The sequence below is a fragment of the Variovorax sp. P2_H12 genome, from assembly GCF_056403395.1.
In genome coordinates, this window is sequence record NZ_JBFUFO010000018.1 from 82,468 (window position 1) to 107,255 (window position 24,788).

A 24,788-nucleotide genomic window follows, 5' to 3' on the forward strand; every position below is an offset into this window, starting at 1 on the left:
AATCACCCCGCCACGCCGAATGCCCGACAAGAACGATTCCACTCTCGCTGCCCGGCCCTCGGTCGTCGTCGTCATCCCGTTCTATAACGGCGCCGACTTCATCGAGCGCTCGGTCAAGAGCGTCTTCAACCAGACCGTGCCGGCTGACGAGGTCATCGTCGTCAACGACGGTTCGCGCCCCGAGGAGCGCGAGGCGCTAGGCGTGCTGGCCGGGCGCTATCCGTTCCGGATCGTCGACAAGGAAAACGGTGGCCAGGGTTCGGCGCGCAACGCCGGCGTCGCGGCCTCGACCTCGGCCTACATCTGCTTTCTGGACCAGGACGATTTCTATCTCCCGAACCACATCGAGATCCTGACCGGTGCGATTCCGGCGGGCGACGCGCGCTTCGGCTTCGTCTACGCCGACCTGTACGAGGCCGACGTCGATGGCAACGTGGTGCGCACCGAGCTCATCAAGCAGCACTCGAAGGACCACCCCAAGACCAGCATCTTCGACCTCCTGCGCTACGACATGTTCGTCCTGCCCTCGGCGACCCTGGTGAGCCGCGTGGCCTTCGATGCGGTGCAGGGCTTCGACGCGCAGTTCATGGGATTCGAGGACGACGACCTGTTCCTGCGCATCTTCCGCAGGGGCTACAGCAATCACTTCGTCGATCGCGCCGTGACGGTCTGGTGCATCCACACCGAAAGCACCTCGTTCGGGATCCGGATGATCCGCAGCCGGTACCGCTTCTTCAAGAAGCTGGCCGCGACCTTCCCCGACGAGCCGAAGCGAGGCCGTTTCTACCTGCGCGACTACCTGATGCCGCGCTTCGGCAAGCTGTTCGTCGATCATGCGATCGAGGCCATCAAGCTGGACAACGAATACCGCGAGGAGATGTTCGCCCATCTGGACGACTACGCCCACATGGTCCTGACCAACCCCTATGTGGGCTTCCGGGCCAAGGCCAAGCTGCGGCTGACCCGGTTCCTGCTTTCCCACAGCTCCCCCGGCATGGTCCGGGCGATCGGCGCCGCCACCAAGCTGCCGCTGATCCGCGGCTTCCGCCGGCTCTACCGGACCGGGGCCTGAGCGTTGCGCAGCGCGCTGCGGAAGCGCCAGAAGGCTGGCGAGCTCCACACCTTGAGCAGGCTGGTCAGGTGCCAGTAGAGGTGCCTGTGGCTCGTCCGGCTGGCCCGCCGCGCATCGTGCAGGACCAGCAGGTCTTCGGCCACCTGCAGCTTCCAGCCGGCGAGTTGCGTGCGGGCGCAGATGTCGAAATCCTCGCCGTACATGAAGAAGCGCTCGTCGAAGCCGCCGATCTCGCGGTAGGCGTCGCTGCGGAACAGCATGAAAAGCCCCGGAATCCAGTGCGGCACCGCGGGGCGGGCGTAGTCCGGGCGGCGGCGCACCAGGATCTCGCGCGGCGTGATCAGGGCCCGGTGCTGCTCGGGCTCGGCCTTGCCGGGCTCGAGGATGCGCGGTGTCAGCAGGCCGCTGTCCGGGCGCGCCTGCGCGACCAGCGGCGCCAGGATGTCGCGGTCGAAGCGGATGTCCGGGTTAAGCACCAGGAACCAGGGTGTCGTGCAGCGCCGGAAAGCCTGGTTGTGGTTGGCGCCGAAGCCCTTGGGGGCTTGGTTCTCGATCCGTTCCACCTCGAAGCCCCATTTCAGGCCGGCCAGCGCGTCGGCCTCGGGGATGTTGATCGTGAGCACGACCTTGGCGACCATGCCGCGGCTGAAGCGGTCGAGTTCCTCGATCAGCGGGCGCACCAGGTCGAGCTGGCCGTGGCTCACGATCGACACCGTGAGGGAGGGAGGGGGAAGGGGGGGCATCGGCATGGTCTAATTTCGCTCGGGAATTCTAGGGTTCCCGCCAATACCCCATGATTGCCCTGATCGTCATCAGCTTCCTTGTCTCCGTCTTCGCCGTGCAGGTGTTCATGCGCCGCGCCCGTCGGCATGCGCGGCGCTACGGCGCCGACATGCCGCAGCGCTTCCACAAGGGGCATGTGCCCCGGCTGGGAGGGGCCGGCATCTTCATCGGCACCGGGGTCGCGTGGCTGGTCGCGGGCGTCGGGCCGGATCCGTTCAATGTGTCCTGGCCGCTCAAGGCCTCGGCGCTGACGCTGCTGTGCATCGCCCCGGCCGTGATCGGCGGCATCATCGAGGATGTGACCCAGCGGGTCTCGGTCCGTTACCGGCTCGGGCTCACGATCGGCTCTGCGCTGCTGCTGTGCTGGGTGCTGAACCTCGGCCTGTCGCGGGTCGGCATACCGGTCGTCGACGGCTGGCTGCAGACCATGCCCTATGCGGCGATGCTGTTCGCGGCGCTCGCGATCGGCGGCCTGCCGCATGCCTTCAACATCATCGACGGCTACAACGGCCTGGCTGGCACGGTGGCGGTGCTGGTCTGCCTGGCGATCACGCACGTCGCGCTGCAGGTCGGCGACCGCCAACTGGCGGCCATGATGATCTGCCTGGTCGGCGCCACGCTGGGCTTCCTGATCTGGAACTACCCGCGCGGCAAGATCTTCGCCGGCGACGGCGGCGCCTACGTCTGGGGCATGGTGATCGCGGTGGCCGCGGTCACGCTGGTGCAAAGGCACCGGGTGGTGTCGCCGTGGTTCCCGATGCTGCTGCTGATCTATCCCGTGTGGGAGACCGTGTTCTCGATCTACCGCAAGGTGGCGCGCGGCCAGTCGCCCGGCGATGCCGACGCTCTGCATTTCCATCAGCTGATCTTCCGCCGCATCGTGCGCGTGGCCTTTGCAGACGACGAGGCGCGGCAGCTGCTGGCGCGCAACAACCGTACCTCGCCCTACCTCTGGATCTTCGCCGCGCTGACCGTGGTGCCGGCGGTGCTGTTCTGGAACAACACGCCGGTGCTGATGGCTTTTTGCGCGCTGTTCGTCGCCACCTACGTGGCGGCCTACCTGATGATCGTGCGGTTCAAGGTGCCGCGCTGGCTGCGGCCGTGAATGTTGCTCGCCCCCAGGTTGGGCTCACTGCGTGTAGCCCGCCCACCCCCTGACCGGGGGCAACACCGGCGGCCTGGCAGAGCCCGTTCCGCGGTGTTTCACCAATGGGCCTGGCTGCGCCGGCCGACTCCGGTGCTTCGCGCCGAGTTCCGCCACAATCCAGGCTCTCATCTTTCCATCGCTCGAAAATGACCGATCCTGTCCTGAACATCCCCCCGCGCGACAAGGCCGAGATCCTGGCCCAGGCGCTGCCCTACATCCGCAAGTTCCACGGCAAGACCATCGTTATCAAGTACGGCGGCAATGCCATGACCGACCCCGAGTTGCAGGCCGATTTCGCCGAGGACGTGGTGCTGCTCAAGCTGGTCGGCATGAATCCGGTGGTGGTGCACGGCGGCGGCCCGCAGATCGAGGCGGCGCTGAAACGGCTCGGCAAGACCGGCCATTTCGTCCAGGGCATGCGCGTGACCGACTCCGAAACCATGGAAGTGGTCGAGTGGGTGCTGGCCGGCGAGGTGCAGCAGGACATCGTGGGCCTGATCAACCAGGCCGGCGGCAAGGCGGTGGGCCTGACCGGGCGCGACGGCGGCCTGATCCGGGCCCAGAAGCTCAAGATGGCCGACCGCAACGACCCCAACCTGCACCACGACGTCGGGCAGGTCGGCGACATCGTCTCGATCGACCCGAGCGTGGTCAAGGCGCTGCAGGACGACGCCTTCATCCCGGTGGTGAGCCCGATCGGCTTCGGCGAGGAGAACGAGAGCTACAACATCAACGCCGACGTCGTCGCCGGCAAGCTGGCGATCGTGCTCAAGGCCGAGAAGCTCATGATGCTCACCAACACGCCCGGCGTGCTCGACAAGAACGGCAACCTTCTGACCAACCTCAGTGCCCGCGAGATCGATGAGCTGTTTGCCGACGGCACCATCTCCGGCGGCATGCTGCCGAAGATCGAAGGCGCGCTCGATGCCGCCAAGAGCGGCGTCAACGCGGTCCACATCATCGACGGCCGGGTGCCGCACTCCATGCTGCTCGAAATCCTCACCGACCAAGCCTACGGCACGATGATCCGGGCACGGTAGGCTCGCCCCAGTTTTCCCGCCCGCACTTCGCCGGCCGCGCGGTGCGCGCCTGTTCGGGAGTTGCCGCGGAACCGGCTTCGCCGGGCCGCCGGCAACGCCCCCTGAAAGGGGGTGGGCGGGCTACACGCAGTGAGCCCAACCTGGGGGTCAGCCTTGATACCCGTTGGGGTTGGCTTGCTGCCAGCGCCAGCTGTCGGCGCACATCTGGTCCAGACCGCGCCGGGCCTTCCAGCCGAGTGTGGCCTGCGCCAGCGCCGGGTCGCCCCAGTAGGCCGGAACGTCGCCCGGGCGCCGCGGGCCGATCTCGTAGGCGATGCGCCGGCCGCTGGCCCGCTCGAAGGCCTTGACCACCTCGAGCACCGAGGCGCCCTGGCCGGTGCCCAGGTTCAGCGTGACGAGCCCCGGCTGCTGCTCGGCATGGCGCAGCGCCGCCACATGCCCCTCGGCCAGGTCCATCACGTGCACGTAGTCGCGCACGCCGGTGCCGTCGGGTGTCGGGTAGTCGCCGCCGTGCACCGCGAGCCTGTCGCGCAGGCCCACCGCGACCTGGCAGACGAAGGGCATCAGGTTGTTCGGCTTGCCTTGGGGGTGCTCGCCGATCAGGCCGCTCTCATGCGCGCCCACCGGATTGAAATAGCGCAGCAGCGCGATGCGCCAACTCGGGTCCGAGCGCTGCAGGTCGCCCAGCGCCTCCTCGACCATCAGCTTCGAGCGGCCGTAGGGACTGGCCGGACGCGTGGGGGCGTCTTCCGGGATCGGCGACCGGTCGGGCTCGCCGTAGACGGTGGCCGAGGACGAGAAGATCAGCGTCCGCACGCCGGCCGCCTGCATCGCGGCGGCGAGTACGAAGCTGCCGTGCACGTTGTTGTCGTAATAGCCGATCGGGTCGGCCACCGAATCGCCCACGGCCTTGAGGCCGGCGAAATGGATCACGCCGGCGATCGGCTGTTCGGCAAAGAGCCGGTCGAGCAGCGCCCGGTCGCGCACGTCGCCTTCGATGAAGCGCGGCGCGCTGCCACTGATGCGCGCCAGCCTGTCGAGCACCCGCAGGTCGCTGTTGCCGAGGTTGTCCAGCACCAGCGGCGCGTAGCCCGCTTCGGCCAGCGCCACGCAGGTGTGGCTGCCGATGAATCCGGCGCCGCCGGTCACGAGGATGGTCTTGTTCATCGTCTCTTTCGCCATTCGGTCGAAAATGTCTGTCGATTCTGCGCGACAAGCAGGGCTTGCCCGGTTGGCGCCCGCTCACGTCCGTGTGCGAGAATCATTTTTTTACATTTTGCACGCGCCCATGCAGAACGATGAGCCGAGCGCCTCCGGCGCCACAAGCACTTCAGAACCGGTGGCCGCACCGACCCGTAAGCGCCCCAAGCCGGGCGAACGGCGCGTGCAGATCCTCCAGGCCCTGGCGGCCATGCTGGAGCAGCCGGGCGCCGAGCGCGTGACCACGGCGGCACTCGCTGCCAGGCTCGACGTCAGCGAGGCCGCCCTGTACCGCCATTTCGCCAGCAAGGCGCAGATGTTCGAGGGGTTGATCGACTTCATCGAGCAGAGCGTCTTCACGCTGGTCAACCAGATCGTCGAGCGCGACGCCCCGGGCCACGAGCAGGCTGCGCACGTCGTCACGATGCTGGTGCAGTTCGCCGAGAAGAACCCCGGCATGACCCGCGTGATGGTGGGTGATGCGCTGGTGTTCGAGAACGAGCGCCTGCAGAACCGCATGAACCAGTTCTTCGACAAGATCGAGGCGACGCTGCGCCAGGCCCTGCGCGGCGCGGCGGCGGTCGATGGATCGGCCACGCCGAGTGTCGATGCACAGGTGCGCGCCTCTGCGCTCACGGCCTTCGTGGTCGGGCGGCTGCAGCGTTTTGCGCGCTCCGGCTTCCGGCGTGCGCCCTCCGAATATCTGGACGCCTCGGTCGCGCTGATGCTTTGAGGCGGTGAGCCGATTCCGGCGCCCAGGGGGGGCGCCGGCGCGCGGCTATGGCCGAGATCGGCAATCCCTATTCGAGCCATGCCGGTTCTGCCACAGAATCCAACTCCTTCCACACTTGAAAAAGAACAGAGGAGTTCGAGGATGAGCAATGAAAAGACAGAGGCGAAGTGCCCCTTCAGCCAGGCGGCAGGAACCGGCACGACCAACCGTGACTGGTGGCCCGGACAGTTGCGCGTGGATCTGCTTCACCAGCACTCGTCGAAGTCCGACCCCATGGGCGAGGCCTTCGACTACGCGGCGGAATTCAAGAGCCTCGACCTGGCCGCCGTGAAGAAGGACCTCGCCGCCCTGATGACCGACTCGCAGGATTGGTGGCCGGCCGACTTCGGTCACTACGGTCCCTTCTTCATCCGCATGGCGTGGCACAGCGCCGGCACCTACCGCATCGGCGATGGGCGCGGGGGCGCCGGCCGCGGCCAGCAGCGTTTCGCGCCGCTGAACAGCTGGCCGGACAACGTGAGCCTCGACAAGGCGCGCCGCCTGATCTGGCCGATCAAGCAGAAGTACGGGAGGAAGATCTCCTGGGCCGATCTGATCATCCTCACGGGCAACGTCGCGCTCGAAACCATGGGCTTCAAGACCTTCGGCTTTGCCGGCGGACGCCCCGACGTGTGGGAGCCTGACCAGGACGTGTACTGGGGTCGCGAGTCGAAGTGGCTCGGTGGCGACCTTCGCTACTCGAAAGGGTCGCCCGGCGTCGACGAGGGCCACGCCGTGCTCCCGAAGGACGACGACAGCCAGGTGGCGCATGCGCGCGACCTCGAGAACCCGCTCGCTGCGGTGCAGATGGGCCTGATCTATGTCAACCCCGAAGGACCGGACGGCAAGCCCGATCCGGTGGCCGCGGCGCACGACATCCGCGACACCTTCGCCCGCATGGCGATGGACGACGAGGAAACCGTGGCGCTGATCGCCGGCGGCCACACGTTCGGCAAGACGCACGGCGCGGCCGAGGCGAGCCATGTCGGGCAGGAGCCCGAAGCCGCCGGCATCGAGGACCAGGGCCTCGGGTGGAAGAGCAGTTTCGGCACCGGTCGCGGCGCCGATACGATCAGCAGTGGCCTGGAAGTCACCTGGACCACCACGCCGACGAAGTGGAGCAGCAACTTCTTCTGGAACCTGTTCGGCTACGAGTGGGAGTTGACGAAGAGCCCGGCCGGCGCGCACCAGTGGGTGGCCAAGGGCGCCGGCGCGACGATCCCGCATGCCTTCGATCCGTCGAAGAAGCTCGTGCCGACCATGCTGACGACCGACCTGTCGCTGCGCTTCGACCCGGCCTACGAAAAGATCTCGCGGCGCTTCATGGAGAACCCCGACCAGTTCGCCGACGCCTTCGCCCGCGCCTGGTTCAAGCTCACCCATCGCGACATGGGGCCGCGCGCGCGCTACCTCGGGCCGGAGGTACCCGCCGAAGAACTGATCTGGCAGGACCCGATCCCCGCAGTCGACCATCCCCTGGTCGATGCGCAGGATGTCGAGGCCCTCAAGAAGACGGTGCTGGCCTCGGGCCTGACCCCGGCGCAGCTCGTCTCGACGGCCTGGGCGTCGGCATCCACCTTCCGCGGTTCCGACATGCGCGGCGGTGCGAACGGCGCACGGGTTCGCCTGGCACCGCAGAAGGATTGGGCCGTCAACGAGCCCGAGCAACTGGCCAAGGTGCTCCAGGTGTTCGAGGGCATCCGCAGCGAGTTCAACGCAGCCCAGAGCGGCGGCAAGAAGATCTCTCTGGCCGACCTGATTGTCCTGGCTGGTGGCGCGGGCGTGGAGCAGGCTGCCCGCGACGGCGGCCGGGAGATCCGCGTGACCTTCACGCCGGGGCGCACGGATGCCTCGCAAGCGCAGACCGACGTGCCCTCGTTCGCGCCGCTGGAGCCGTACGCGGATGGTTTCCGCAACTTCGCGAGGGGCCGCTACAGCGTTCCCGCGGAAGTGCTGCTGCTCGACAAGGCGCAACTGCTGACCTTGACCGCGCCGGAGACGGCGGTGCTCGTCGGTGGCCTGCGCGTGCTCGGTGCCAATGTCGGGCAGTCCCAGCAAGGAGTCTTCACCACCAGGCCGGGCAGCTTGAGCAACGACTTCTTCGTCAACCTGCTCGACATGGGCACGGAGTGGAAGCCGGTCGAGGGGCGCAGCGAGGCGTTCGAAGGGCGCGACCGCAAGTCGGGCAAGCTCAAGTGGACCGGGACCCGCGCCGATCTGGTGTTCGGGTCGAACGCGCAACTGCGCGCCGTCGCCGAGGTCTACGCCAGCGCGGACGCAGGGGCGAAGTTCGTCGATGACTTCGTGGCGGCATGGACCAAGGTGATGAACCTCGACCGGTTCGACGTCGCTTGAGTCGGTGCTAGAACATCCCCTTGGCCTGCTTGAGCACGAAGTCGCAGGCCTTGCGCGTGACTTCCTGCTTCAGGCCGCCGCCGGTCAGGTCCATCTTCTTGCCGTCGCTGGTGGTCAGGATGCCCTGGGAGCCGTCGACGTAACCGGGGTCGGAGGCCGGCTTGCCGCCCGGGATCTTGCCCATCAGCTGGTCCTTGATGCCCGAGGCGCCATCGACGCTCAGGTAGTTGTTCTTGAGGCAGTACTCGATCACGCCGGCCGCGTTGCCGAGACTGCCAGAGGCCATCGAGCCGGACGCGCCGCCGGCCAGCCCCTTGAGCATGTCCAGTGACTGGGCCTGCGCCAAGCCCGCGCTGCCGAGCAGCAGGGCGATGGCGCTGACGCGCATGAAGCGTTGACGGACAGTGTTCATGGTCGATTCCTTGAAGCGTTGAGGCGCGTTGGGGAAACCATAACGCAAGCCCGAGGCCCGGCTGCGACGACATTGAAACAGTTGGTGGTCGGCGCGTTCAACCGACCGTGACACCGACCTTGCGTCCCGCCTCCACGATCTCGCCCCAGGTCGCGTCGTCGAGCCAGATGCCCTCGCGTTCGCGCGTCGCGCGCGCCTTTCGCTCGGGCTCGCCCGCGATCTGCACCGCATCGAATCCAGCCCCCGCCGGGCTCTGGCGCAGCCAGTCGATGAAGGCCTTCGCCTCCTGCTCGAAACTGGCCTGGGTGCCGAGCTTGGCGGGGTCGATCAGCACCACCAGCATGCCGTTCAGCACGGTGCGCGCGGAGTCGGCCGGGCGATGCCAGGTGCCGCCACCGGTCAGCGCGCCGCCGAGCAGTTCGCAGGCCACGGCCATGCCATAGCCCTTGTGCTCGCCGAAGGTCATCAACGCGCCGAACAGGCCGTTGCTCTGCGGCACCACGACCACGCCGGGATCGTCGGTCGGCGCGCCGTGCTCGTCGATCAGGTGTCCGGGCGGCACGCGCTCGCCCTTGTTGTAGGCCACGCGCATCTTGCCCTGCGCCACCCGGCTGGTCGCGAAGTCGAGGATGAAGGGCTCGGCCCCCGCGAGCGGCACGCCGATGCAGCAGGGATTGGTACCGAAGCGGCCGTCGCCACCACCCCAGGGCGCGACCACCGGCCGCGACAGCACGTTGACGAAGTGCATCGCCACCAGGCCCTGGGCCACCGCCATCTCCGCGAAGTGGCCGATGCGGCCCAGGTGATGCGCGCTGGCGAGCGACAGGATGCAGCTGCCGAGCTGCTTCGCACGCGCGATGCCGAGTTCCATCGCCTGCACGCCGACGATCTGCCCGTAGCCGTGCTGGCCATCGAGCGCGAGCATCGCGCCGGCATCGAGATTGATCTTCACCGAGGCATTGGGAACGAGTCCGCCTTCGGCCACCGCGTCGACATAGCGCGGCAGCATGCCGACGCCATGCGAATCGTGGCCGCTGAGGTTGGCCAGCACCAGGTTGGCGGCGACCTGCTCGGCCTCGGGCGGCGCGCTGCCCGCCGCCGCCAGGATGCGGGCGACCTGTGTTCGAAGGGTGCCGGGGTCCAGTGTGGTCGACATGTGATTCAAGCTCCCTTGGCGTTGAGGGTGATGGCGTAGAGCGAACGGGTGGCGCAGATGAAGAGCCGGTTACGCTTGGGGCCGCCGAAGCAGACGTTGGCGGCCCGCTCCGGCAGCAGGATCTTGCCGATCAGGCTGCCATCGGGATCGTAGGCGTGGACGCCGTCGGCGGCGCTGGTCCAGATGCGGCCTTGGGTGTCGAGCCGGAAGCCGTCGAACAAGCCGTTGGTGCATTCCGCGAACAGGCTGCCCGCGCCGAGGCGTCGGCCATCGCTCGCGAGCGCGAAGCGGCGGATGTGGCGCGGCCCGTCGGCGGCGTGGCTGGCGCCGGTGTCGGCGATGTAGAGCATCGACTCGTCGGGCGAGAAAGCGAGTCCGTTGGGCTTGACGAAATCGTCGGCGACGAGCTCGACCGCGCCGCTTGCGGGATCGATGCGGTAGACGTTGCAGGCGCCGATCTCGCTCTCGGCGCTCGATCCTTCATAGTCGCTCAGGATGCCGTAGCTCGGGTCGGTGAACCAGATGCCGCCGTCGGAGTGCACCACGACGTCGTTGGGCGAATTCAGGCGCAAGCCCCGCCAGTGCGAGGCCAGCACCGTGAGGCTGCCGTCGTGCTCGGTGCGCGTCACGCGCCGCGTCAGGTGCTCGCAGCTGACCAGCCGCCCTTGGCGGTCGACCGTATTGCCGTTGGAATGGTTGGCCGGCTCGCGGAACACCGCGACCGTGCCGTTGCGCTCGTCGAGCCGCAGCATGCGGTTGTTGGGGATGTCGGACCAGACGAGGGTGCGATGGGCGCCGAACCAGGCCGGGCCCTCGCACCAACGTGCGCCGGTCCAGAGCCGTTCGACCTGCTCGGGCCCGGGCACCAGGCGGTTGAAGCGCGGATCGCGCTTTTCGAAGCCCGTGCCGTCGAGCGCGCCGAAGGGTGCTTGCATCGCTGGCGCCATGGCCCTACATCACCGCGCCGACCTGCCAGGGCACGAACTCGTTCTGCCCGTAGCCGTGCCGCTCGCTCTTCGACGGTTCGCCCGATGCGGTCGCCAGCACCAGCTCGAAGATCCGCTGGCCCATCTCCTGGATCGACACCGTGCCTTCGACGATCTCGCCGCAGTTGATGTCCATGTCTTCTTCCTGCCGCTGCCACAGTGCCGAGTTGGTCGCCAGCTTGAGCGAGGGCGAGGGCGCGCAGCCGTAGGCCGAGCCGCGGCCGGTGGTGAAGCAGATCATGTTGGCGCCGCCCGCCACCTGGCCGGTCGCGCTCACCGGGTCGTAGCCGGGCGTGTCCATGTAGACGAAGCCGTGCGCGGTCACGGGCTCGGCGTATTCGTACACCGCCTCGAGGTTGCTGGTGCCGCCCTTGGCCACCGCGCCCAGCGATTTCTCGAGGATGGTCGTGAGCCCGCCCGCCTTGTTGCCGGGCGAGGGGTTGTTGTTCATCTCGCCTTCGTTGATGGCGGTGTAGTGCTCCCACCAGCGGATGCGCTCGACCAGCTTCTCGCCCACTTCGCGCCGGACCGCGCGGCGCGTCAGCAGGTGCTCGGCGCCGTAGACCTCGGGCGTCTCCGACAGGATCGCGGTCCCGCCGTGCGCGACCAGCAGGTCGACCGCCGCGCCCAGCGCCGGGTTGGCGCTGATGCCCGAGTAGCCGTCGGAGCCGCCGCACTGCAGTCCGATCGTGATGTGGGCCGCGCTCAGCGGCTCCCGCTTCACCGCGTTGGCGCGCGGCAGCATCTCGTGGATGAGCGCCACGCCTTTCTCGACCGTCTTGCGCGTGCCGCCGGTGTCCTGGATGTTGAAGACGCGGAAGTTCTCGCCCTCGCTGAGGTTGCCGGTCGCCAGCCAGGCGTTGATCTGGTTGGCCTCGCAGCCCAGCCCGACCACCAGCACCGCCGCGAAGTTGGCGTGCGTCGCATAGCCCGTGAGCGTGCGCTCGAGGATCTGCATCCCCATGCCGCCGGTGTCCATGCCGCAGCCCGTGCCGTGCGTGAGCGCGACCACGCCGTCGACGTTCGGGTAGTTCGCGAGCGCGCCCGGGTTGGTCTTGCGCGAGAAATGGTCGGCGATGGCGCGCGCGGCCGTGGCCGAGCAGTTCACGCTGGTCAGCACGCCGATGTAGTTGCGGGTCGCGACCCGGCCGTCGGCGCGGCGGATGCCCATGAAGGTGGCCTCGCGCCGCGCCGGTGCGGGCTTGACGTCGGCACCGAAGGCGTAGTCGCGCTCGAAGTGGCCCTTGTCGGGGCCCATGTCGAGGTTGTGCGTGTGCACGTGCTCCCCGGGCGCGATGGCCTGGCTCGCGAAGCCGATGATCTGGTTGTAGCGGCGCACCGGCGCGCCCGGCGCGATGGCGCGCACGGCGATCTTGTGGCCGGGCGGGATCAGCCCGCGCGCCGTGACGCCTTCGACCGGCGTGCCGCCGATCAGCTGGCCGCGCGCGATCACGACGTCGTCGGCGGGATGGAGTCGAATGAAGGGATTCATCGTGGGGTCCTTGTCGGGTCGAGCCGCCGGGCGCTCAGAAGAACATTTTCGGCAGCCACAGTACCAGCGACGGCATGTAGGTGATGACCGCCAGGCTCAGCAGCAGCGGCACCAGCCACGGCAGGATCGCCATCGTGGTGCGCTCGAAGCTCAGGCCGGCCACCCGCGCGAGCACGAACAGCACCATGCCCATCGGCGGATGCAGCAGCCCGATCATGAGGTTGAGCACCATCACCAGGCCGAAGTGGATCGGGTCGATGCCCAGCTGGGTGGCGATCGGCAGCAGGATCGGCACCAGGATCGTGATCGCCGCGGTCGGCTCCAGGAAGCAGCCGACGAACAGCATCAGCAGGTTGGCCAGCAGCAGGAACACCCAGGCCTGGTCGGTGAAGCCCAGCACCCAGCTCGCGATGTCGGCCGTGACGCCGGTGGCGGTCAGCATCCAGCCGAAGATCGAGGCGGCGGCGACGATGAAGAGCACCGTCGAGGTGGTCTCGATGGTGTCGAGGCAGACCTTGATGAACATCTTCCAGGACAGCGTGCGATACCAGCCGAAGCCGAGGATCATGGCCCACACGCAGGCCGCGATCGCGCCTTCGGTCGGCGTGAAGAGCCCGGTGGTCATGCCGCCGATCAGCAGCACCGGCGTCATGATCGGCAGCAGCGCCTCGAAGCGGAAGATCCGGTCGAGCACGAACAGCGCGGCCAGCCCCGCGAACACCGTGAGCTGCGGCGGCGTGCCCAGCCAGGTGATCGCCACCCACATCAGCAGCGGCCAGCCGATCACCACCGCCAGCTCGCTGAGCGCCTTGAACAGCCGGGTGCTCGAGAACTTGACGTCGCCGCCCCACTTGTTCTTGTGGGCGAAGTAGGCGACCGTGAGCATCATCAGCAGCGCCATCATTGCGCCGGGCAGGATGCCCGCGAGGAACAGCGCGCCGACCGACACGTTGGCCATCATCCCGTAGATCACGAACGGCAGGCTGGGCGGGATGATGGGGCCGAGCGTGGCCGAGGCGGCCGTCACGCCGACCGCGAACTCGGTGTCGTAGCCGTGCTCCTTCATGGCCTTGATCTCGATCGTGCCGAGGCCGGCCGCGTCGGCGATCGCGGTGCCGCTCATGCCGGCGAAGATCACCGAACCGAGCACGTTGACGTGTCCCAGGCCGCCCTTGAGCCAGCCCACCAGCGCCAGCGCGAAGTTGTAGATGCGGGTCGTGATGCCGGCGTTGTTCATCAGGTTGCCGGCCAGGATGAAGAAGGGCACCGCGAGCAGCGGGAAGCTGTCGATGCCGCTCACCATGCGGTGGATCACGACGAAGGGCGGCAGGCCGCTCGTCATCAGGATGTAGGCCAGCGAGGCGCCGGCCATCGCGATGGCGACCGGGATGCCGCCGGCCATGAAGACCAGGAAGAAGATTTTCAGCATGGGGGTCTAATCAGTTGAGGACAGAGCAAAAACTGCTGCGCAGTTTCTTGGTCTGTCCCGCAAGGTCTTTAATGGTCGGCCAGGGTGGATTCGGGGCGTTCGAGCACGCTGTAGCCGCGCCGCCAGTGGATGCGCGCGGTCTGCACCGAGCGCCAGGCCATCGCGGCGAAGCCGAACAGGCACAGGCCGTAGACCACGTTCATCGGCAGGTCGACGATGGTCATGCGCGTGCGGCTGCCGATCTTGAGCATCATCTGCACCGTCATGACCACCGCGGCGACGAAGAAGGCGATGCGCACCAGGTCGACCGCCTTCGACATCCAGCGGCCCATGGCCGCCGGCACGTGCCGATAGAAGAAATCGACCTGGATCTGGTTGTTCTTGGCGACGCCGATGGCCGCACCGATGAAGACCACGCCGATCAGCATGTAGCGCGCCACCTCCTCGGTCCAGGCCGCGGAGTCGTTCAGCACGTAGCGCGTGACGAACTGGTAGAAGACCGTGAGGCCGAGCAGCCAGAACAGCGCCAGGGCGATCCAGCCCTCGGCGATGGTGTCCGTGAGGTCCACCGCCTCGTCCTCGGCATGGAAATGGCCTTCGTCGTCGATGATCTTCTGTTCGGTGCTCATCGGTGCCGCCTTACTTGATCGCGAGGATCCGGTCGTAGTCCTGCTGGCGGTAGCCGTGGTCGGTCGGCTTGGTGTTCTTGAGCACCGCTTCACGGAAGGCGTTCTTGTCGACCGTGATCACGTTGTTGCCCTTCTTCTTGAACTCTTCGGTCAGGCGGGCCTCGGACGCGATGATCTCGCGGCCGGTCTTCTCGGCGGCTTCCTGCATCACCGCGGCGAAGATCTTCTTGTCTTCGGCCGAGAGCTTCTCCCAGGTCTGGCCCGAGACCACCGTGAGCAGCGAGTCGATGATGTGGCCGGTCAGCGAGATGTTCTTCTGCACCTCGAAGAATTTCTTGGCCTCGATCGTGGGCAGCGGGTTTTCCTGCGCATCGACCGTGCCGTTCTGCAGCGCCAGGTAGACCTCGGCGAAGGCGATCGGGGTCGCGTTGGCGCCCAGCGACTTGGGGAAGGCCAGGTAGGCCGGCGCGTCGGGCACGCGGATCTTCAGGCCCTTCATGTCGTCCGGCTTCGAGACCGGCTTGGCGGCGGCCGAAGTCACGTGGCGCGCGCCGTAGTAGTTGAGCGCGGTGATGTGGTTGCCGCTCTTGTCGTCGTAGCCCTTGGCGAGTTCCTTGAAGACATCGCTCTGCGCATATTTCAGCAGGTGCTCGGAGTCGCGGAAGATGAACGGGAAGTAGGTCACCGCCAGCGGCTTGTAGGTATTGCCCGCGAAGCTCGCGCCGCTCAGGATGATGTCGACCGTGCCCAGCGTCAGGCCCTGGTTGATGTCCGATTCCTTGCCGAGGCTGGAGGCCGGGAAGACCTGGATCTCGTACCTGCCGCCGGTGCGCTTCTTGATTTCCTCGGCGGCCCACACGGAGTACTTGTGGAAGGGCTCGGAGGTCTCGTAGACGTGCGCCCACTTGAGCTTGGTCTGCGCCTGGGCGAGGCCGACGGCGCCGAGCGCGCCGGCCGCGATGGCGCAGGCGGCGAGGGTCTTGAGGGCGAAGCGTTTGCTGGTCATCTGGTGGGTCTCCGTGGTTGTTGGATGGGCGGCATTGCTGGCGGATCAGGAAGCCTTCGCGCGGCGCCAGCTCGCGCTGAATCTCTGGTGCGACTTGTCCATGTGTTCGTGCATGGCGCGGCGCGCGGCGTCGGGGTCGCGCGCGGCGATCGCATCGCGGATGGCCTCGTGCTCGGCGATCGCGCTGCGCCACGACTTCACGGTCTCGAAGTAGCCGCCGAGCCGCGTGAAGATCGGCCCATTGCGCGAATCCCAGAAGCCCTGCACCGTCTCCGACAGCACCACGTTGCCGCAAGCGTCGACGATCGCCAGGTGGAAGGCCCGGTCACCCTCGAGCGGCATCACGTGGCGATCGGCCATTTCGCGCATGCTCTCGATCGCGCGCGTCAGCAGGTCGACGTCGCGGCGCTTGGCCGACGTGGCCGCCAGCGCCGCGGTCTCGCCCTCGACCACGCGGCGTGCGCGGATCAGCTCGAGCGGGCCCCATTCGGTGGCCGCCACCGGTGCCGCGGCGCGATGCGAACGGTCGAGCACGTAGACGCCCGAGCCGGTGCGCACCTCGACCCAGCCCTCGACCTCGAGCGCGATCAGCGCCTCGCGCACCGAAGGCCGGCTGACGCCGAGCTGCTTGCAGAGATCGCGCTCGGCCGGCAGCCGCGCGCCGACCGCGAACTCGCCCTTGGCGATCAGCGCGCGCAACTGGTCGGCGATCTGGCGGTAGAGGCGTTGGGGTTCGACGGTTTGCAGCGGCACGGGGAGGATCGGTCGCGGTGGACGGGGTTAAGGGTTGTCCTGAATTGGACAAGTGGTAAGGCCAATTCAGAATACGATCCGCACCGGAGCCGGGCCATCGGGCGAAACCCTGAATGCGGCACGGCCTCGGCGGCATCACCATCGCTACCAGCTTCGAGAGGACATCCCATGAGACTTCAGGGCAAGACCGCGCTCGTCACCGCGGCCGGACAGGGCATCGGCCATGCAAGCGTGCTCGCACTCGCGGCCGAGGGCGCGCAGGTGTGGGCCACCGACGTCAACGAGAAGCTGCTCGAGCGATTTGCCGGCGTCGCCAACGTGAAGACGGCGAAGCTCGACGTGCTCGACAAGGCCGCCATCGCATCGCTCGTGAAGACGCTGCCGGCGCTCGACGTGCTCTTCAACTGCGCCGGCGTGGTGCACAACGGCACGGTGCTCGATGCCGGCGACGCCGATCTCGAGTTCGCCTTCAACCTCAACGTGCGGGCGCAGTTCTGGACCATCCAGGCCGTGCTGCCGGGCATGCTCGCGGCCGGCCGCGGCAGCATCATCAACATGGCGAGCGTGTGCTCGAGCATGAAGGGCCTGCCGAACCGTTTCGTCTACGGCACTACCAAGGCGGCGGTGCTCGGGCTCACCAAGAGCGTCGCGGCCGACTACGTCACCAAGGGCATCCGCTGCAACGCGGTGTGCCCCGGCACCGTCGATACGCCCTCGCTCGGCGATCGCATCAACGCCAATGCCGACCCCGACGAGGCGCGCCGCGCCTTCATCGCGCGGCAGCCCATGGGCCGGCTCGCGCGGGCCGAGGAGATCGCGCCCGTGGTGGTGTTCCTGGCCAGCGACGAATCCGTCTTCGCGACCGGCCAGGCGTTCACGGTCGACGGCGGCATCATGATATGAACCAGCTTGATTTCAACGGCCGCCATGCGGTGGTTACCGGCGGCGCCACCGGCCTGGGCTTCGGCATCGCGAAGCGGCTGCTGGCCTCGGGCGGCAGCGTGACGGTCTGGGACCGCGACGGCGAGGCCGCCACCAAGGCCGCCTGGGCGCTGGGTGCCAGGGCCTACGCGCTGACGGTCGATGTCACGCAGCAGCCCTCGGTGGCCAAGGCCGTGGCGGCCACGCTGGCGCAGGCCGGGCGCATCGATGCGCTGGTCAACAGCGCCGGCATCACCGGGCCCAACACGCGCCTGTGGGACTACCCGGTCGACGCCTGGCGCCAGGTCATGGAGGTCAACCTGACCGGCCTCTTCATCTGCTGCCGCGAAGTGGTCGGCCAGATGCGCACGCAGGGCTACGGCCGCATCGTCAACATCGCCTCGGTCGCGGGCAAGGACGGCAACCCCAACGCCAGCGCCTACAGCGCGAGCAAGGCGGGCGTGATCGCACTGACCAAGTCGCTCGGCAAGGAACTCGCCGACACCGGCATCCGCGTCAACTGCGTGACCCCGGCCGCGGTCAAGACCGCGATCTTCGACCAGATGACGCCCGACCACATCGCCTTCATGCTGTCGAAGATACCGATGGGCCGCTTCGGCACGGTGGAGGAGGTGGCCGCGATGGTCGGATGGCTTTGCACCGAAGATTGCTCTTTCTCCACCGGCGCGACCTTCGATCTTTCGGGCGGTCGCTCCACTTACTGAATCAACAAGAAAGGACATTCATGAAACTCGTTCGCTACGGCCAGCCGGGCAAGGAAAAGCCCGGGCTCATCGATGCCGAGGGCAAGCTGCGCGACCTGAGCGCGGTGGTCGGCGACATCGGCCCCGAGCAGCTCGGCGATGCCGCGCTGGCCAAGCTGCGCAAGCTCAAGGTCGACAAGCTGCCGCTGGTGCGGGGCACGCCGCGCTACGGCTGCCCGGTGGCCAGGGTCGGCAAGTTCATCGCCATCGGCCTCAACTACGCCGACCATGCGGCCGAGTCCGGCATGCCGATTCCGAAGGAGCCGGTGGTGTTCACCAAGGCGATCAGCTGCATCCAGGGGCCGAACGATCCCGTGATGCTGCCGAAGAATTCGGTCAAGGGCGACTGGGAGGTCGAGCTCGGCGTGGTGATCGGCACCCGCGCGCGCTACGTCTCGCAGAAGGATGCGCTCGATTTCGTGGCGGGCTTCTGCGTCATCAACGACGTCAGCGAACGCGAATGGCAGCTCGAGCGCGGCCTGACCTGGGACAAGGGCAAGGGCTTCGACACCTTCGGCCCGATCGGCCCCTGGCTGGTCACGCGCGACGAGGTGCCCAACCCGCAGAAGCTCGCGATGTGGCTCGACCTCAACGGCAAGCGGGTGCAGACCGGCAACACCAAGACGATGATCTTCAACGTCGCCAAGCTGGTGAGCTACGTGAGCCAGCTCAACACGCTGGAGCCGGGCGACATCATCACCACCGGCACCCCTCCGGGTGTCGGCATGGGCATGAAGCCGCAGCCGGTGTTCCTGAAGAAGGGCGACGTGATGACCCTGGGCATCGAGGGCCTGGGCGAACAGCGCCAGGAAGTGGTGTCGTTCAAGCGCTGAGCACGTCGCGCCAGATCCTGCGAGCCTGCGCCTGGTAGGCGCGGGTCGCCTCGATCAGCGCGCGACGCGGCTGTGCCGGCTGGATCGCCTCCGGCAGCAGCGGGTCGAGAACGATGCTTCGAATCACCGCGCGTCCCACCAGCAGCGTTTCACGCGCTGCGGCCTCGGGGGTCATGCCCGCCAGGCGCGCGCTGCTGCTGTCGATCAGCTTCAGTGCGCTGCCGTAAGCGGCCGACAGCGCGGGCACATCCCAGAGGCCCATCATCCGCGCGGCGGCATCGGTGTCGAAATCGCGGCCGGTGAAAACCAGACTGCCGGGCGCCATGCCAAGCCGGGCCAGCGCCGTCCGCATCGCGTCCGCACTGCCGTCGAGGTTGTCGGGGCGCACCGAGATGCCCGCTGCCAGCGTGCGGAAGCCGTTCAGGTCCAGGGCGCGCAGATGGTGTCGCCAGGCGGTCTTGTCGCTGCGCACGACCGCGCCGTCGTGCACCACCAGCCATCCGCCCGACCAGGGCCCCAGGCGGCTTTCCTTCTCGAACCAGTGCTGCACCTCGTAGTGCACCAAGTTGCCTTGCAACTGCACGGCATAGCAGCCGCGCCCGGTCTTGACGATCCGGTCCTGGCCCAGCAGGCGCGTCAGCGCCACCCGCACGCTGGGCGTGCTGATCCCCATGATCTCGCCGGCGCGGGCCAGCGCCTGCACGGTCATGTGCGGCTCGGGATGGGTGATCAGCAGGTCGAGCACCAGATCCGCAGCCGAAGGTTCGCCTTCCTCAATGTTATGAAGTATGTCCATCTAGGTGAAAACGAGTAATCTTTCTTGTTTCTGTGCGAATATCATTTTCGATGAAATATCAAGGGAGCAACCGAGTGGCGAGTTCATTCATCCGGACCGAAGTCGACGGTCCAGTGTGCACGATCATCCTGGACCGTCCTGCCGTTCGCAACGCGGTCGACGGCCCGATGGCGGCCGAACTGCGCCAGGCCTTCGAAGCCTTCGAAGCCGACGACGCGCTGCGGGTGGCGGTGCTGTGGGGCGCCGGCGGCCACTTCTGCGCCGGGGCCGATCTCAGCGCCATCGGCGACCCGGTACGTCGCCATGAACTCGATCGCCAGGGCGGTGGCAGCGGCCCGATGGGGCCGAGCCGCATGGCGCTCGCCAAGCCCCTGATCGCCGCAGTCAGCGGCTATGCCGTGGCCGGCGGGCTCGAGCTCGCGTTGCTGGCCGACCTGCGGGTGATGGAGCGCGACGCGGTCTTCGGCGTTTTCTGCCGCCGCTGGGGCGTGCCGCTGATCGACGGCGGCACGGTGCGGCTGCCGCGCGCGGTCGGCATGGGCCGGGCGCTCGACATGATCCTCACCGGCCGGCCGGTCGGCGCCGAAGAGGCGCTGGCGATGGGCCTGGCCAGCCGCCTGGTCGAGCCGGGTGCCGCCCGCGAGGCCGCCGAGGCCCTGGCACGCGAGATCGCCGCCTTCCCGCAGCGCTGCATGCTGGCCGATCGCGCCTCGGCCTATGGGCAATGGGACCTGCCGCTGGCGCAGGCGCTGCGCGCCGAAGGCGCCCAGGGGGTGCCGGTGGTGTTCGAGGAAGCCGTGGCAGGTGCGGCGCGCTTCGTCGACGGCGCCGGCCGCCACGGCAGTTTCATCAAGTAGGGCAGCGCGCATGGCCCCCACCACTCTGGACCTGATCCGCCGCGGCGCCGCCCAGCACGGACCCCGCACCGCCGTCAGCTTCGGCGACCGCAGCCTGAGCTTCACCGAGGTCGATGCGCTCAGCGCACGCCTGGCCCATGCGCTGCGCGCCCGCGGCGCCGTGCCGGGCACGCGCGTCGCGCTGCTGGTCAACAACAGCCTCTACAGCGTGCCGCTGGACTTTGCCTGCGTGAAGGCGGCGCTCAATCGCGTGCCGCTCAACGCCCGGCTCTCGCTGCCCGAGCATGTGCGCATGCTGCAGGACACCGGCTGCCGCCTGCTGGTGTTCGGCGCCGACCTGGCCGAGCGCGCCGCCGCCCTGCGCGAGGCCCTGCCCGGCCTCGACTGCCACGGCCTCGATGCCAGCCTGCCCGACGGTGCCGACCTGATCGCCGCGGCCGCCCAGCAGCCCAGCCGCGACCCCGCGGTGCAGGTGGCGGAGAGCGACGTCATCCTGACCCTCTTCACCTCCGGCACCACCGGCACGCTCAAGGCCGCCCAGCACACGCAGGGCTCCTATGCCGCGATCTGCCGCAACGTGCTGCTCAACCTGCTGCCCGCGACGCCCGACGACGTGATGCTGCATGCCGCGTCGCTGATCCACGCGAGCGGCGTCTTCGTGCTGCCCTTCTGGCTGCGCGGCGGCCGCACCGTGATCCTGCCGGGCTTCGAGCCCGAAGCCTTCCTGGCCGCGATCGAACGCGAGCGGGCCACCGCGATCAACCTGGTGCCGACCATGCTGCAGATGCTGGTCGAGACGCCGGCGATGGCCAGCTGCAAGGTCGATGCGCTGCGCTACGTGATCTACGGCGCATCGCCGATGCCGCGCACCGTGATCGAACGCGCGATGGCCGTCTGGGGCCAGCACCGCTTCTGGCAGTACTACGGCCAGACCGAGGTGCCGCTGTGCCTGGCGGTGCTGCGGCCGGAAGATCATCACGGCGATCGGCTGGGCGCCTGCGGCCAGCCCGCGCTCGAGGTCGAACTGCGCCTGCTCGACGAGTCCGGGCAGGACGCGCCGCCCGGCCAGCCCGGCGAGATCGCGGTGCGCGCGCCCTCCGCGGTGGCCGGCTACCACGCGGCGCCGGAACTCACGGCGCAGACCTTCCGCGCCGACGGCTGGGTGCTCACGCGCGATGTCGGCGTGTTCGACGCGCACGGCTTCCTGTTTCTCAAGGACCGCACCTCCGACATGATCGTCAGCGGCGGCTACAACGTCTATCCGCGCGAGGTCGAGGAGGCGCTGCTGGCGCACCCCGCGGTGCGCGAATGCGCGGTGGTCGGTCTGCCCGACGAGAAGTGGGTCGAGGCGGTCGCCGCCGTGGTGGTGCTCGCGCCCGGCCACGCCGGCAGCGATGCGCTGGCCGCGGAACTGGTCGCGCACGTGGCGGCCCGGCTGGCGTCGTACAAGAAGCCGCGGCACGTGCGTTTCGCCGAGCAGATTCCGAAGACGACGGTGGGCAAGCTCAACCGCCGCGCCCTGCGCGATCGCCTTCGCGCCGCATCCGATCCGCCGGCCTGACGCGCCGGCCGGTCAGCGCGGAACAAGAGACGGCAGAAGCCGTCCGCCGCGAACAGGTCTGTCACACCACCAGGGAGAGAAGCAATGGAGATTCGCAACATCCGAAGGGCCGGCCGCTGGCTGGCCGTGGCCGCACTCGCAGCCGGCGCCCTCGGAGCGCAGGCCCAGAAGCGCTATGACGCCGGCGCCAGCGACACCACGATCCGGATCGGCAACACCACGCCGTATTCCGGGCCGGCGTCGGTCTACGGCACGGTGGGCAAGACGGCAGCCGCCTACTTCCGCAAGATCAACGCCGAAGGCGGCATCCATGGCCGCAAGATCGAGTTCATCTCGCTCGACGATGCCTACAGCCCGCCGGTGGCCGTGGAGCAGACGCGCAAGCTGGTCGAGCAGGAGAAAGTGCTGCTGATCTTCGGCCCGCTCGGCACGCCCAACAATGCCGCGACCCAGAAGTACCTCAACCTCAGGAAGGTGCCGCAGCTCTTCGTGAGCTCGGGTGCCCAGCGCTGGGGCGACCATCGCCTGTATCCGTGGAGCATGGGCTGGAACCCCACCTACGTCACCGAAGGCCGTATCTATGCCAGGCAGATCCTGGCCAGCCAGCCCGGGGCCAGGGTGGCCGTGCTCTACCAGAACGACGAGTTCGGCAAGGACAGCCTGCGCGGCTTCCTCGAGGGGCTGGGCGACAAGGCGAAATCGGTGGTGGTGGCCCAGGCCAGCTACGAGGCCAGCGACCCCACGGTGGACAGCCAGATCATCAGCCTCAAGAGCTCGGGCGCCGACACGCTGCTGAACTTCTCCCAATCCAAAGTCGCCGCGCAGGCCATCCGCAAGATGGCCGCGATCGGCTGGCAGCCCGCGCACTACCTGTCCAACGTGTCGAACTCGGTGGCCGCGGTGCTCAGGCCGGCCGGCCCCGAGCATGCGAAGGGCATCGTGTCCGCCACCTTCCTGCGTGACCCGAGCGATGGCCGCGACAGCCCGGAGGTGCGCGACTTCGCCGCCTTCATGAAGCAGTACTACCCCGAGGGCGACGCGAGCGACATCCTCAACGTCACCGGCTACTCGATGGCGCAGACGCTGGTCCAGGTGCTGACCCAGGCCGGCGACGACCTGACCCGCGCCAACCTCATGAAGCAGGCCGCGAGCCTCGACATGGCGCTGCCGATGCTCTACCCGGGCATCCGCCTGAAGACCGGCCCCGGCAACTTCTATCCGATCACGCAGATGCAGTTGGTGCGCTTCGACGGCACCCGCTTCGAGAAATTCGGCGACGTGCTCGGGCAGTGAACACGACGTCGACCCGCGCGCCGTTGCTGCGCGTGGAAGGGGTGTCGGTGCGCTTCGGCGGCATCCTGGCACTCGATGACGTGTCCTTCAGCGTCCAGGCGGGGCAGATCTGCGGCCTGATCGGCCCCAACGGCGCCGGCAAGAGCACCGTCTTCAACTGCCTCTCGCGCATCTACGACTGCGGCGCGGGGTGCATCGAGTTCGACGGCCGGCGCATCTCGGCGCTGCCGCGCCACCGGATGGCCGCCGAGGGCATCGGCCGGACCTTCCAGAACCTGGCGCTGTTCCGCAGCATGACCGTGCGCGAGAACCTGCTGGTCGGCTGCCACGGCCGGCACCCCGCGGGCTTCGCGGGCACCCTGCTGCGGCTGCCCGGCGAGCGGCGCATGGAGCGCGAGGCGCAGGGCAGGGCGGACGGCATGCTGCGCTTCCTGGCGCTCGAGGAGGTCGCCGGCCGCGTCGTGGCCGACCTGCCCTTCGGCACCCAGAAGCGCGTCGAGCTCGGCCGCGCGCTCTGCGGCCGGCCGCGCTTGCTGCTGCTCGACGAGCCGGCCTGCGGGCTCAACCACCAGGAGCTCGAAGGCCTGGCCGCGCTGATCCGCGAGATCCGCGACCGGCTGGGCGTCACGGTGCTGCTGGTCGAGCACCACATGGGCCTGGTGATGGCGATCTCCGACCGGGTGGTGGTGCTGAACTTCGGCCGCAAGATCGCCGAGGGCACGCCGGCGGCCGTGCGGCAGCACCCGGAGGTGATCCAGGCCTACCTGGGAGGCGGACATGCCGATGCTGCTTGAGGTCGAAGGGCTGCATGCGGCCTATGGCGCGAGCCGGGTGCTGCATGGCATCGACCTGGCGATGCGGGCCGGCTCGGTCACCGCGCTGCTGGGCGCCAACGGCGCCGGCAAGACCACGACCTTGCGCGCGCTGTGCCAGATGGCGGTGCGCACCACGGGCGCGATCCGCATTGGCGGGGAGCGCGCCGATGGCCGGCCGACCGAGCGGATCGTGCGGCTCGGGGTCGCCCACGTGCCGGATGGCCGCGGCACCTTCCTGGCGCTGAGCACCGAGGAGAACCTGCGCCTGGGCGCCTACCTGCGGCGCGACCGGGCGGGCATCGCGGAAGACTTCGAGCGGGTCTACAGCTACTTCCCCCGGCTCAGGGAGCGCCGCGGCCAGCAGGCCGGCACCCTGTCCGGCGGCGAGCAGCAGATGCTGGCCATCGGCCGGGCGCTGATGTCGCGGCCGAGCCTGCTGCTGCTCGACGAGCCGTCCTTCGGCCTCGCGCCGCTGATCGTGCGCGACATCTTCGAGATCATGCGGCGCATCAATGCGGAGCAGGGCGTCTCGATCCTGCTGGTCGAGCAGAACGCGGCGCTGGCGCTGGACATCGCCGACTCGGTCTACCTGATGGAAACCGGCCGCATCGTGCTGCACGGCACGCCGCAAGAGGTCCGTGCCGACGACGCGGTGCGCCGCGTCTACCTCGGCGTCTGAGTATGGCCCCCACGCTTGCCACTTCGTGTGCTGCGCT

The 24,788-nt window shown here is 68.3% G+C and carries 24 protein-coding genes; 13 read left to right on the forward strand and 11 right to left on the reverse strand.

Features of this window, described 5'->3' with window-relative positions; all coding sequences use genetic code 11:
- The first annotated feature begins 19 nt into the window (after positions 1-19).
- Positions 20-1,072 carry a glycosyltransferase family 2 protein gene (locus AC1DYK_RS14665; RefSeq protein ID WP_478166995.1) on the forward strand — a complete coding sequence of 351 codons (1,053 nt, stop codon included), beginning with the start codon at positions 20-22 and terminating at the stop codon, positions 1,070-1,072.
- Here the strand turns inward: AC1DYK_RS14665 and AC1DYK_RS14670 are convergent.
- Positions 1,054-1,821, reverse strand: coding sequence for a glycosyltransferase family 2 protein (locus tag AC1DYK_RS14670; protein WP_478166996.1), 768 nt, complete (start codon positions 1,819-1,821; stop codon positions 1,054-1,056). The two genes, AC1DYK_RS14665 and AC1DYK_RS14670, sit on opposite strands and share 19 nt — an antisense overlap.
- Positions 1,822-1,865: 44 nt before the next feature.
- Between AC1DYK_RS14670 and AC1DYK_RS14675 the strand changes: the two genes are divergently transcribed.
- Positions 1,866-2,960: a glycosyltransferase family 4 protein gene (locus AC1DYK_RS14675; protein WP_478166997.1), complete on the forward strand. Its 1,095-nt coding sequence runs from the start codon at positions 1,866-1,868 to the stop codon at positions 2,958-2,960.
- Positions 2,961-3,148: 188 nt separating this feature from the next.
- Positions 3,149-4,042 carry an acetylglutamate kinase gene (gene argB, locus AC1DYK_RS14680; RefSeq protein WP_478158100.1) on the forward strand — a complete coding sequence of 298 codons (894 nt, stop codon included), beginning with the start codon at positions 3,149-3,151 and terminating at the stop codon, positions 4,040-4,042.
- Positions 4,043-4,189: 147 nt separating this feature from the next.
- Here the strand turns inward: argB and galE are convergent, their stop codons facing one another.
- Entirely contained in the window at positions 4,190-5,209 is a 1,020-nt protein-coding gene (gene galE, locus AC1DYK_RS14685) for a UDP-glucose 4-epimerase GalE (RefSeq protein WP_478166998.1), read from the reverse strand.
- A 121-nt stretch (positions 5,210-5,330) separates the two neighbouring features.
- On the opposite strand from galE, the gene slmA reads away from it, so the two are divergent.
- A complete protein-coding gene (gene slmA / locus AC1DYK_RS14690; protein WP_478166999.1) occupies positions 5,331-5,975 on the forward strand; it encodes a nucleoid occlusion factor SlmA in 645 nt (214 codons plus the stop codon).
- Positions 5,976-6,116: 141 nt separating this feature from the next.
- Positions 6,117-8,369, forward strand: a complete 2,253-nt coding sequence (gene katG / locus AC1DYK_RS14695; protein ID WP_478167000.1) for a catalase/peroxidase HPI — start codon at positions 6,117-6,119, stop codon at positions 8,367-8,369.
- A 7-nt stretch (positions 8,370-8,376) separates the two neighbouring features.
- Here katG and AC1DYK_RS14700 read toward each other — a convergent pair whose 3' ends face one another.
- The 8 genes from AC1DYK_RS14700 to AC1DYK_RS14735 form a co-directional block, all read right to left on the reverse strand.
- Positions 8,377-8,781, reverse strand: coding sequence for a YjjA family protein (locus AC1DYK_RS14700; protein WP_478167001.1), 405 nt, complete (start codon positions 8,779-8,781; stop codon positions 8,377-8,379).
- Between the two features lie 97 nt (positions 8,782-8,878).
- Entirely contained in the window at positions 8,879-9,937 is a 1,059-nt protein-coding gene (locus AC1DYK_RS14705) for a malate/lactate/ureidoglycolate dehydrogenase (protein WP_478167002.1), read from the reverse strand.
- A gap of 5 nt (positions 9,938-9,942) precedes the next feature.
- The gene (locus AC1DYK_RS14710) at positions 9,943-10,872 is read right to left on the reverse strand and encodes an SMP-30/gluconolactonase/LRE family protein (RefSeq protein WP_478167003.1); all 930 of its coding nucleotides are present in this window, start codon (positions 10,870-10,872) and stop codon (positions 9,943-9,945) included.
- Positions 10,873-10,888: 16 nt separating this feature from the next.
- On the reverse strand, positions 10,889-12,415 hold the full coding sequence (locus AC1DYK_RS14715; RefSeq protein WP_478167004.1) for a UxaA family hydrolase: 1,527 nt from the start codon (positions 12,413-12,415) through the stop codon (positions 10,889-10,891).
- Between the two features lie 34 nt (positions 12,416-12,449).
- On the reverse strand, positions 12,450-13,844 hold the full coding sequence (locus AC1DYK_RS14720; RefSeq protein WP_478167005.1) for a TRAP transporter large permease: 1,395 nt from the start codon (positions 13,842-13,844) through the stop codon (positions 12,450-12,452).
- Between the two features lie 68 nt (positions 13,845-13,912).
- Entirely contained in the window at positions 13,913-14,473 is a 561-nt protein-coding gene (locus tag AC1DYK_RS14725) for a TRAP transporter small permease (protein WP_478167006.1), read from the reverse strand.
- A gap of 10 nt (positions 14,474-14,483) precedes the next feature.
- Positions 14,484-15,479 carry a sialic acid TRAP transporter substrate-binding protein SiaP gene (locus AC1DYK_RS14730; RefSeq protein ID WP_478167007.1) on the reverse strand — a complete coding sequence of 332 codons (996 nt, stop codon included), beginning with the start codon at positions 15,477-15,479 and terminating at the stop codon, positions 14,484-14,486.
- A 45-nt stretch (positions 15,480-15,524) separates the two neighbouring features.
- Positions 15,525-16,232 carry a FadR/GntR family transcriptional regulator gene (locus AC1DYK_RS14735; RefSeq protein WP_478167008.1) on the reverse strand — a complete coding sequence of 236 codons (708 nt, stop codon included), beginning with the start codon at positions 16,230-16,232 and terminating at the stop codon, positions 15,525-15,527.
- A gap of 168 nt (positions 16,233-16,400) precedes the next feature.
- Between AC1DYK_RS14735 and AC1DYK_RS14740 the strand changes: the two genes are divergently transcribed.
- Genes AC1DYK_RS14740 through AC1DYK_RS14750 form a run of 3 tightly spaced genes read left to right on the forward strand, consistent with a single transcriptional unit; the run spans position 16,401 to position 18,750 of the window.
- On the forward strand, positions 16,401-17,135 hold the full coding sequence (locus tag AC1DYK_RS14740; protein WP_478167009.1) for an SDR family oxidoreductase: 735 nt from the start codon (positions 16,401-16,403) through the stop codon (positions 17,133-17,135).
- On the forward strand, positions 17,132-17,878 hold the full coding sequence (locus AC1DYK_RS14745; protein ID WP_478167010.1) for an SDR family NAD(P)-dependent oxidoreductase: 747 nt from the start codon (positions 17,132-17,134) through the stop codon (positions 17,876-17,878). Before AC1DYK_RS14740 ends, AC1DYK_RS14745 begins: the two co-directional genes overlap by 4 nt.
- Before the next feature lie 20 nt (positions 17,879-17,898).
- Complete coding sequence (locus AC1DYK_RS14750; protein ID WP_478167011.1) at positions 17,899-18,750, forward strand: fumarylacetoacetate hydrolase family protein; 852 nt, start codon at positions 17,899-17,901, stop codon at positions 18,748-18,750.
- Here the strand turns inward: AC1DYK_RS14750 and AC1DYK_RS14755 are convergent.
- On the reverse strand, positions 18,740-19,546 hold the full coding sequence (locus AC1DYK_RS14755; protein WP_478167012.1) for a PaaX family transcriptional regulator: 807 nt from the start codon (positions 19,544-19,546) through the stop codon (positions 18,740-18,742). The two genes, AC1DYK_RS14750 and AC1DYK_RS14755, sit on opposite strands and share 11 nt — an antisense overlap.
- A 74-nt stretch (positions 19,547-19,620) precedes the next feature.
- On the opposite strand from AC1DYK_RS14755, the gene AC1DYK_RS14760 reads away from it, so the two are divergent.
- The 5 genes from AC1DYK_RS14760 to AC1DYK_RS14780 all read left to right on the forward strand — a co-directional run bounded on the left by AC1DYK_RS14760 (position 19,621) and on the right by AC1DYK_RS14780 (position 24,751).
- A complete protein-coding gene (locus AC1DYK_RS14760) occupies positions 19,621-20,403 on the forward strand; it encodes a crotonase/enoyl-CoA hydratase family protein (protein WP_478167013.1) in 783 nt (260 codons plus the stop codon).
- A 10-nt stretch (positions 20,404-20,413) separates the two neighbouring features.
- Positions 20,414-21,964: an AMP-binding protein gene (locus AC1DYK_RS14765; protein ID WP_478167014.1), complete on the forward strand. Its 1,551-nt coding sequence runs from the start codon at positions 20,414-20,416 to the stop codon at positions 21,962-21,964.
- Positions 21,965-22,048: 84 nt separating this feature from the next.
- Positions 22,049-23,257, forward strand: a complete 1,209-nt coding sequence (locus tag AC1DYK_RS14770; protein WP_478167015.1) for an ABC transporter substrate-binding protein — start codon at positions 22,049-22,051, stop codon at positions 23,255-23,257.
- Complete coding sequence (locus tag AC1DYK_RS14775) at positions 23,254-24,051, forward strand: ABC transporter ATP-binding protein (RefSeq protein ID WP_478167016.1); 798 nt, start codon at positions 23,254-23,256, stop codon at positions 24,049-24,051. Before AC1DYK_RS14770 ends, AC1DYK_RS14775 begins: the two co-directional genes overlap by 4 nt.
- Positions 24,035-24,751: an ABC transporter ATP-binding protein gene (locus AC1DYK_RS14780; protein WP_478167017.1), complete on the forward strand. Its 717-nt coding sequence runs from the start codon at positions 24,035-24,037 to the stop codon at positions 24,749-24,751. Before AC1DYK_RS14775 ends, AC1DYK_RS14780 begins: the two co-directional genes overlap by 17 nt.
- The last annotated feature ends 37 nt before the right edge of the window (positions 24,752-24,788 follow it).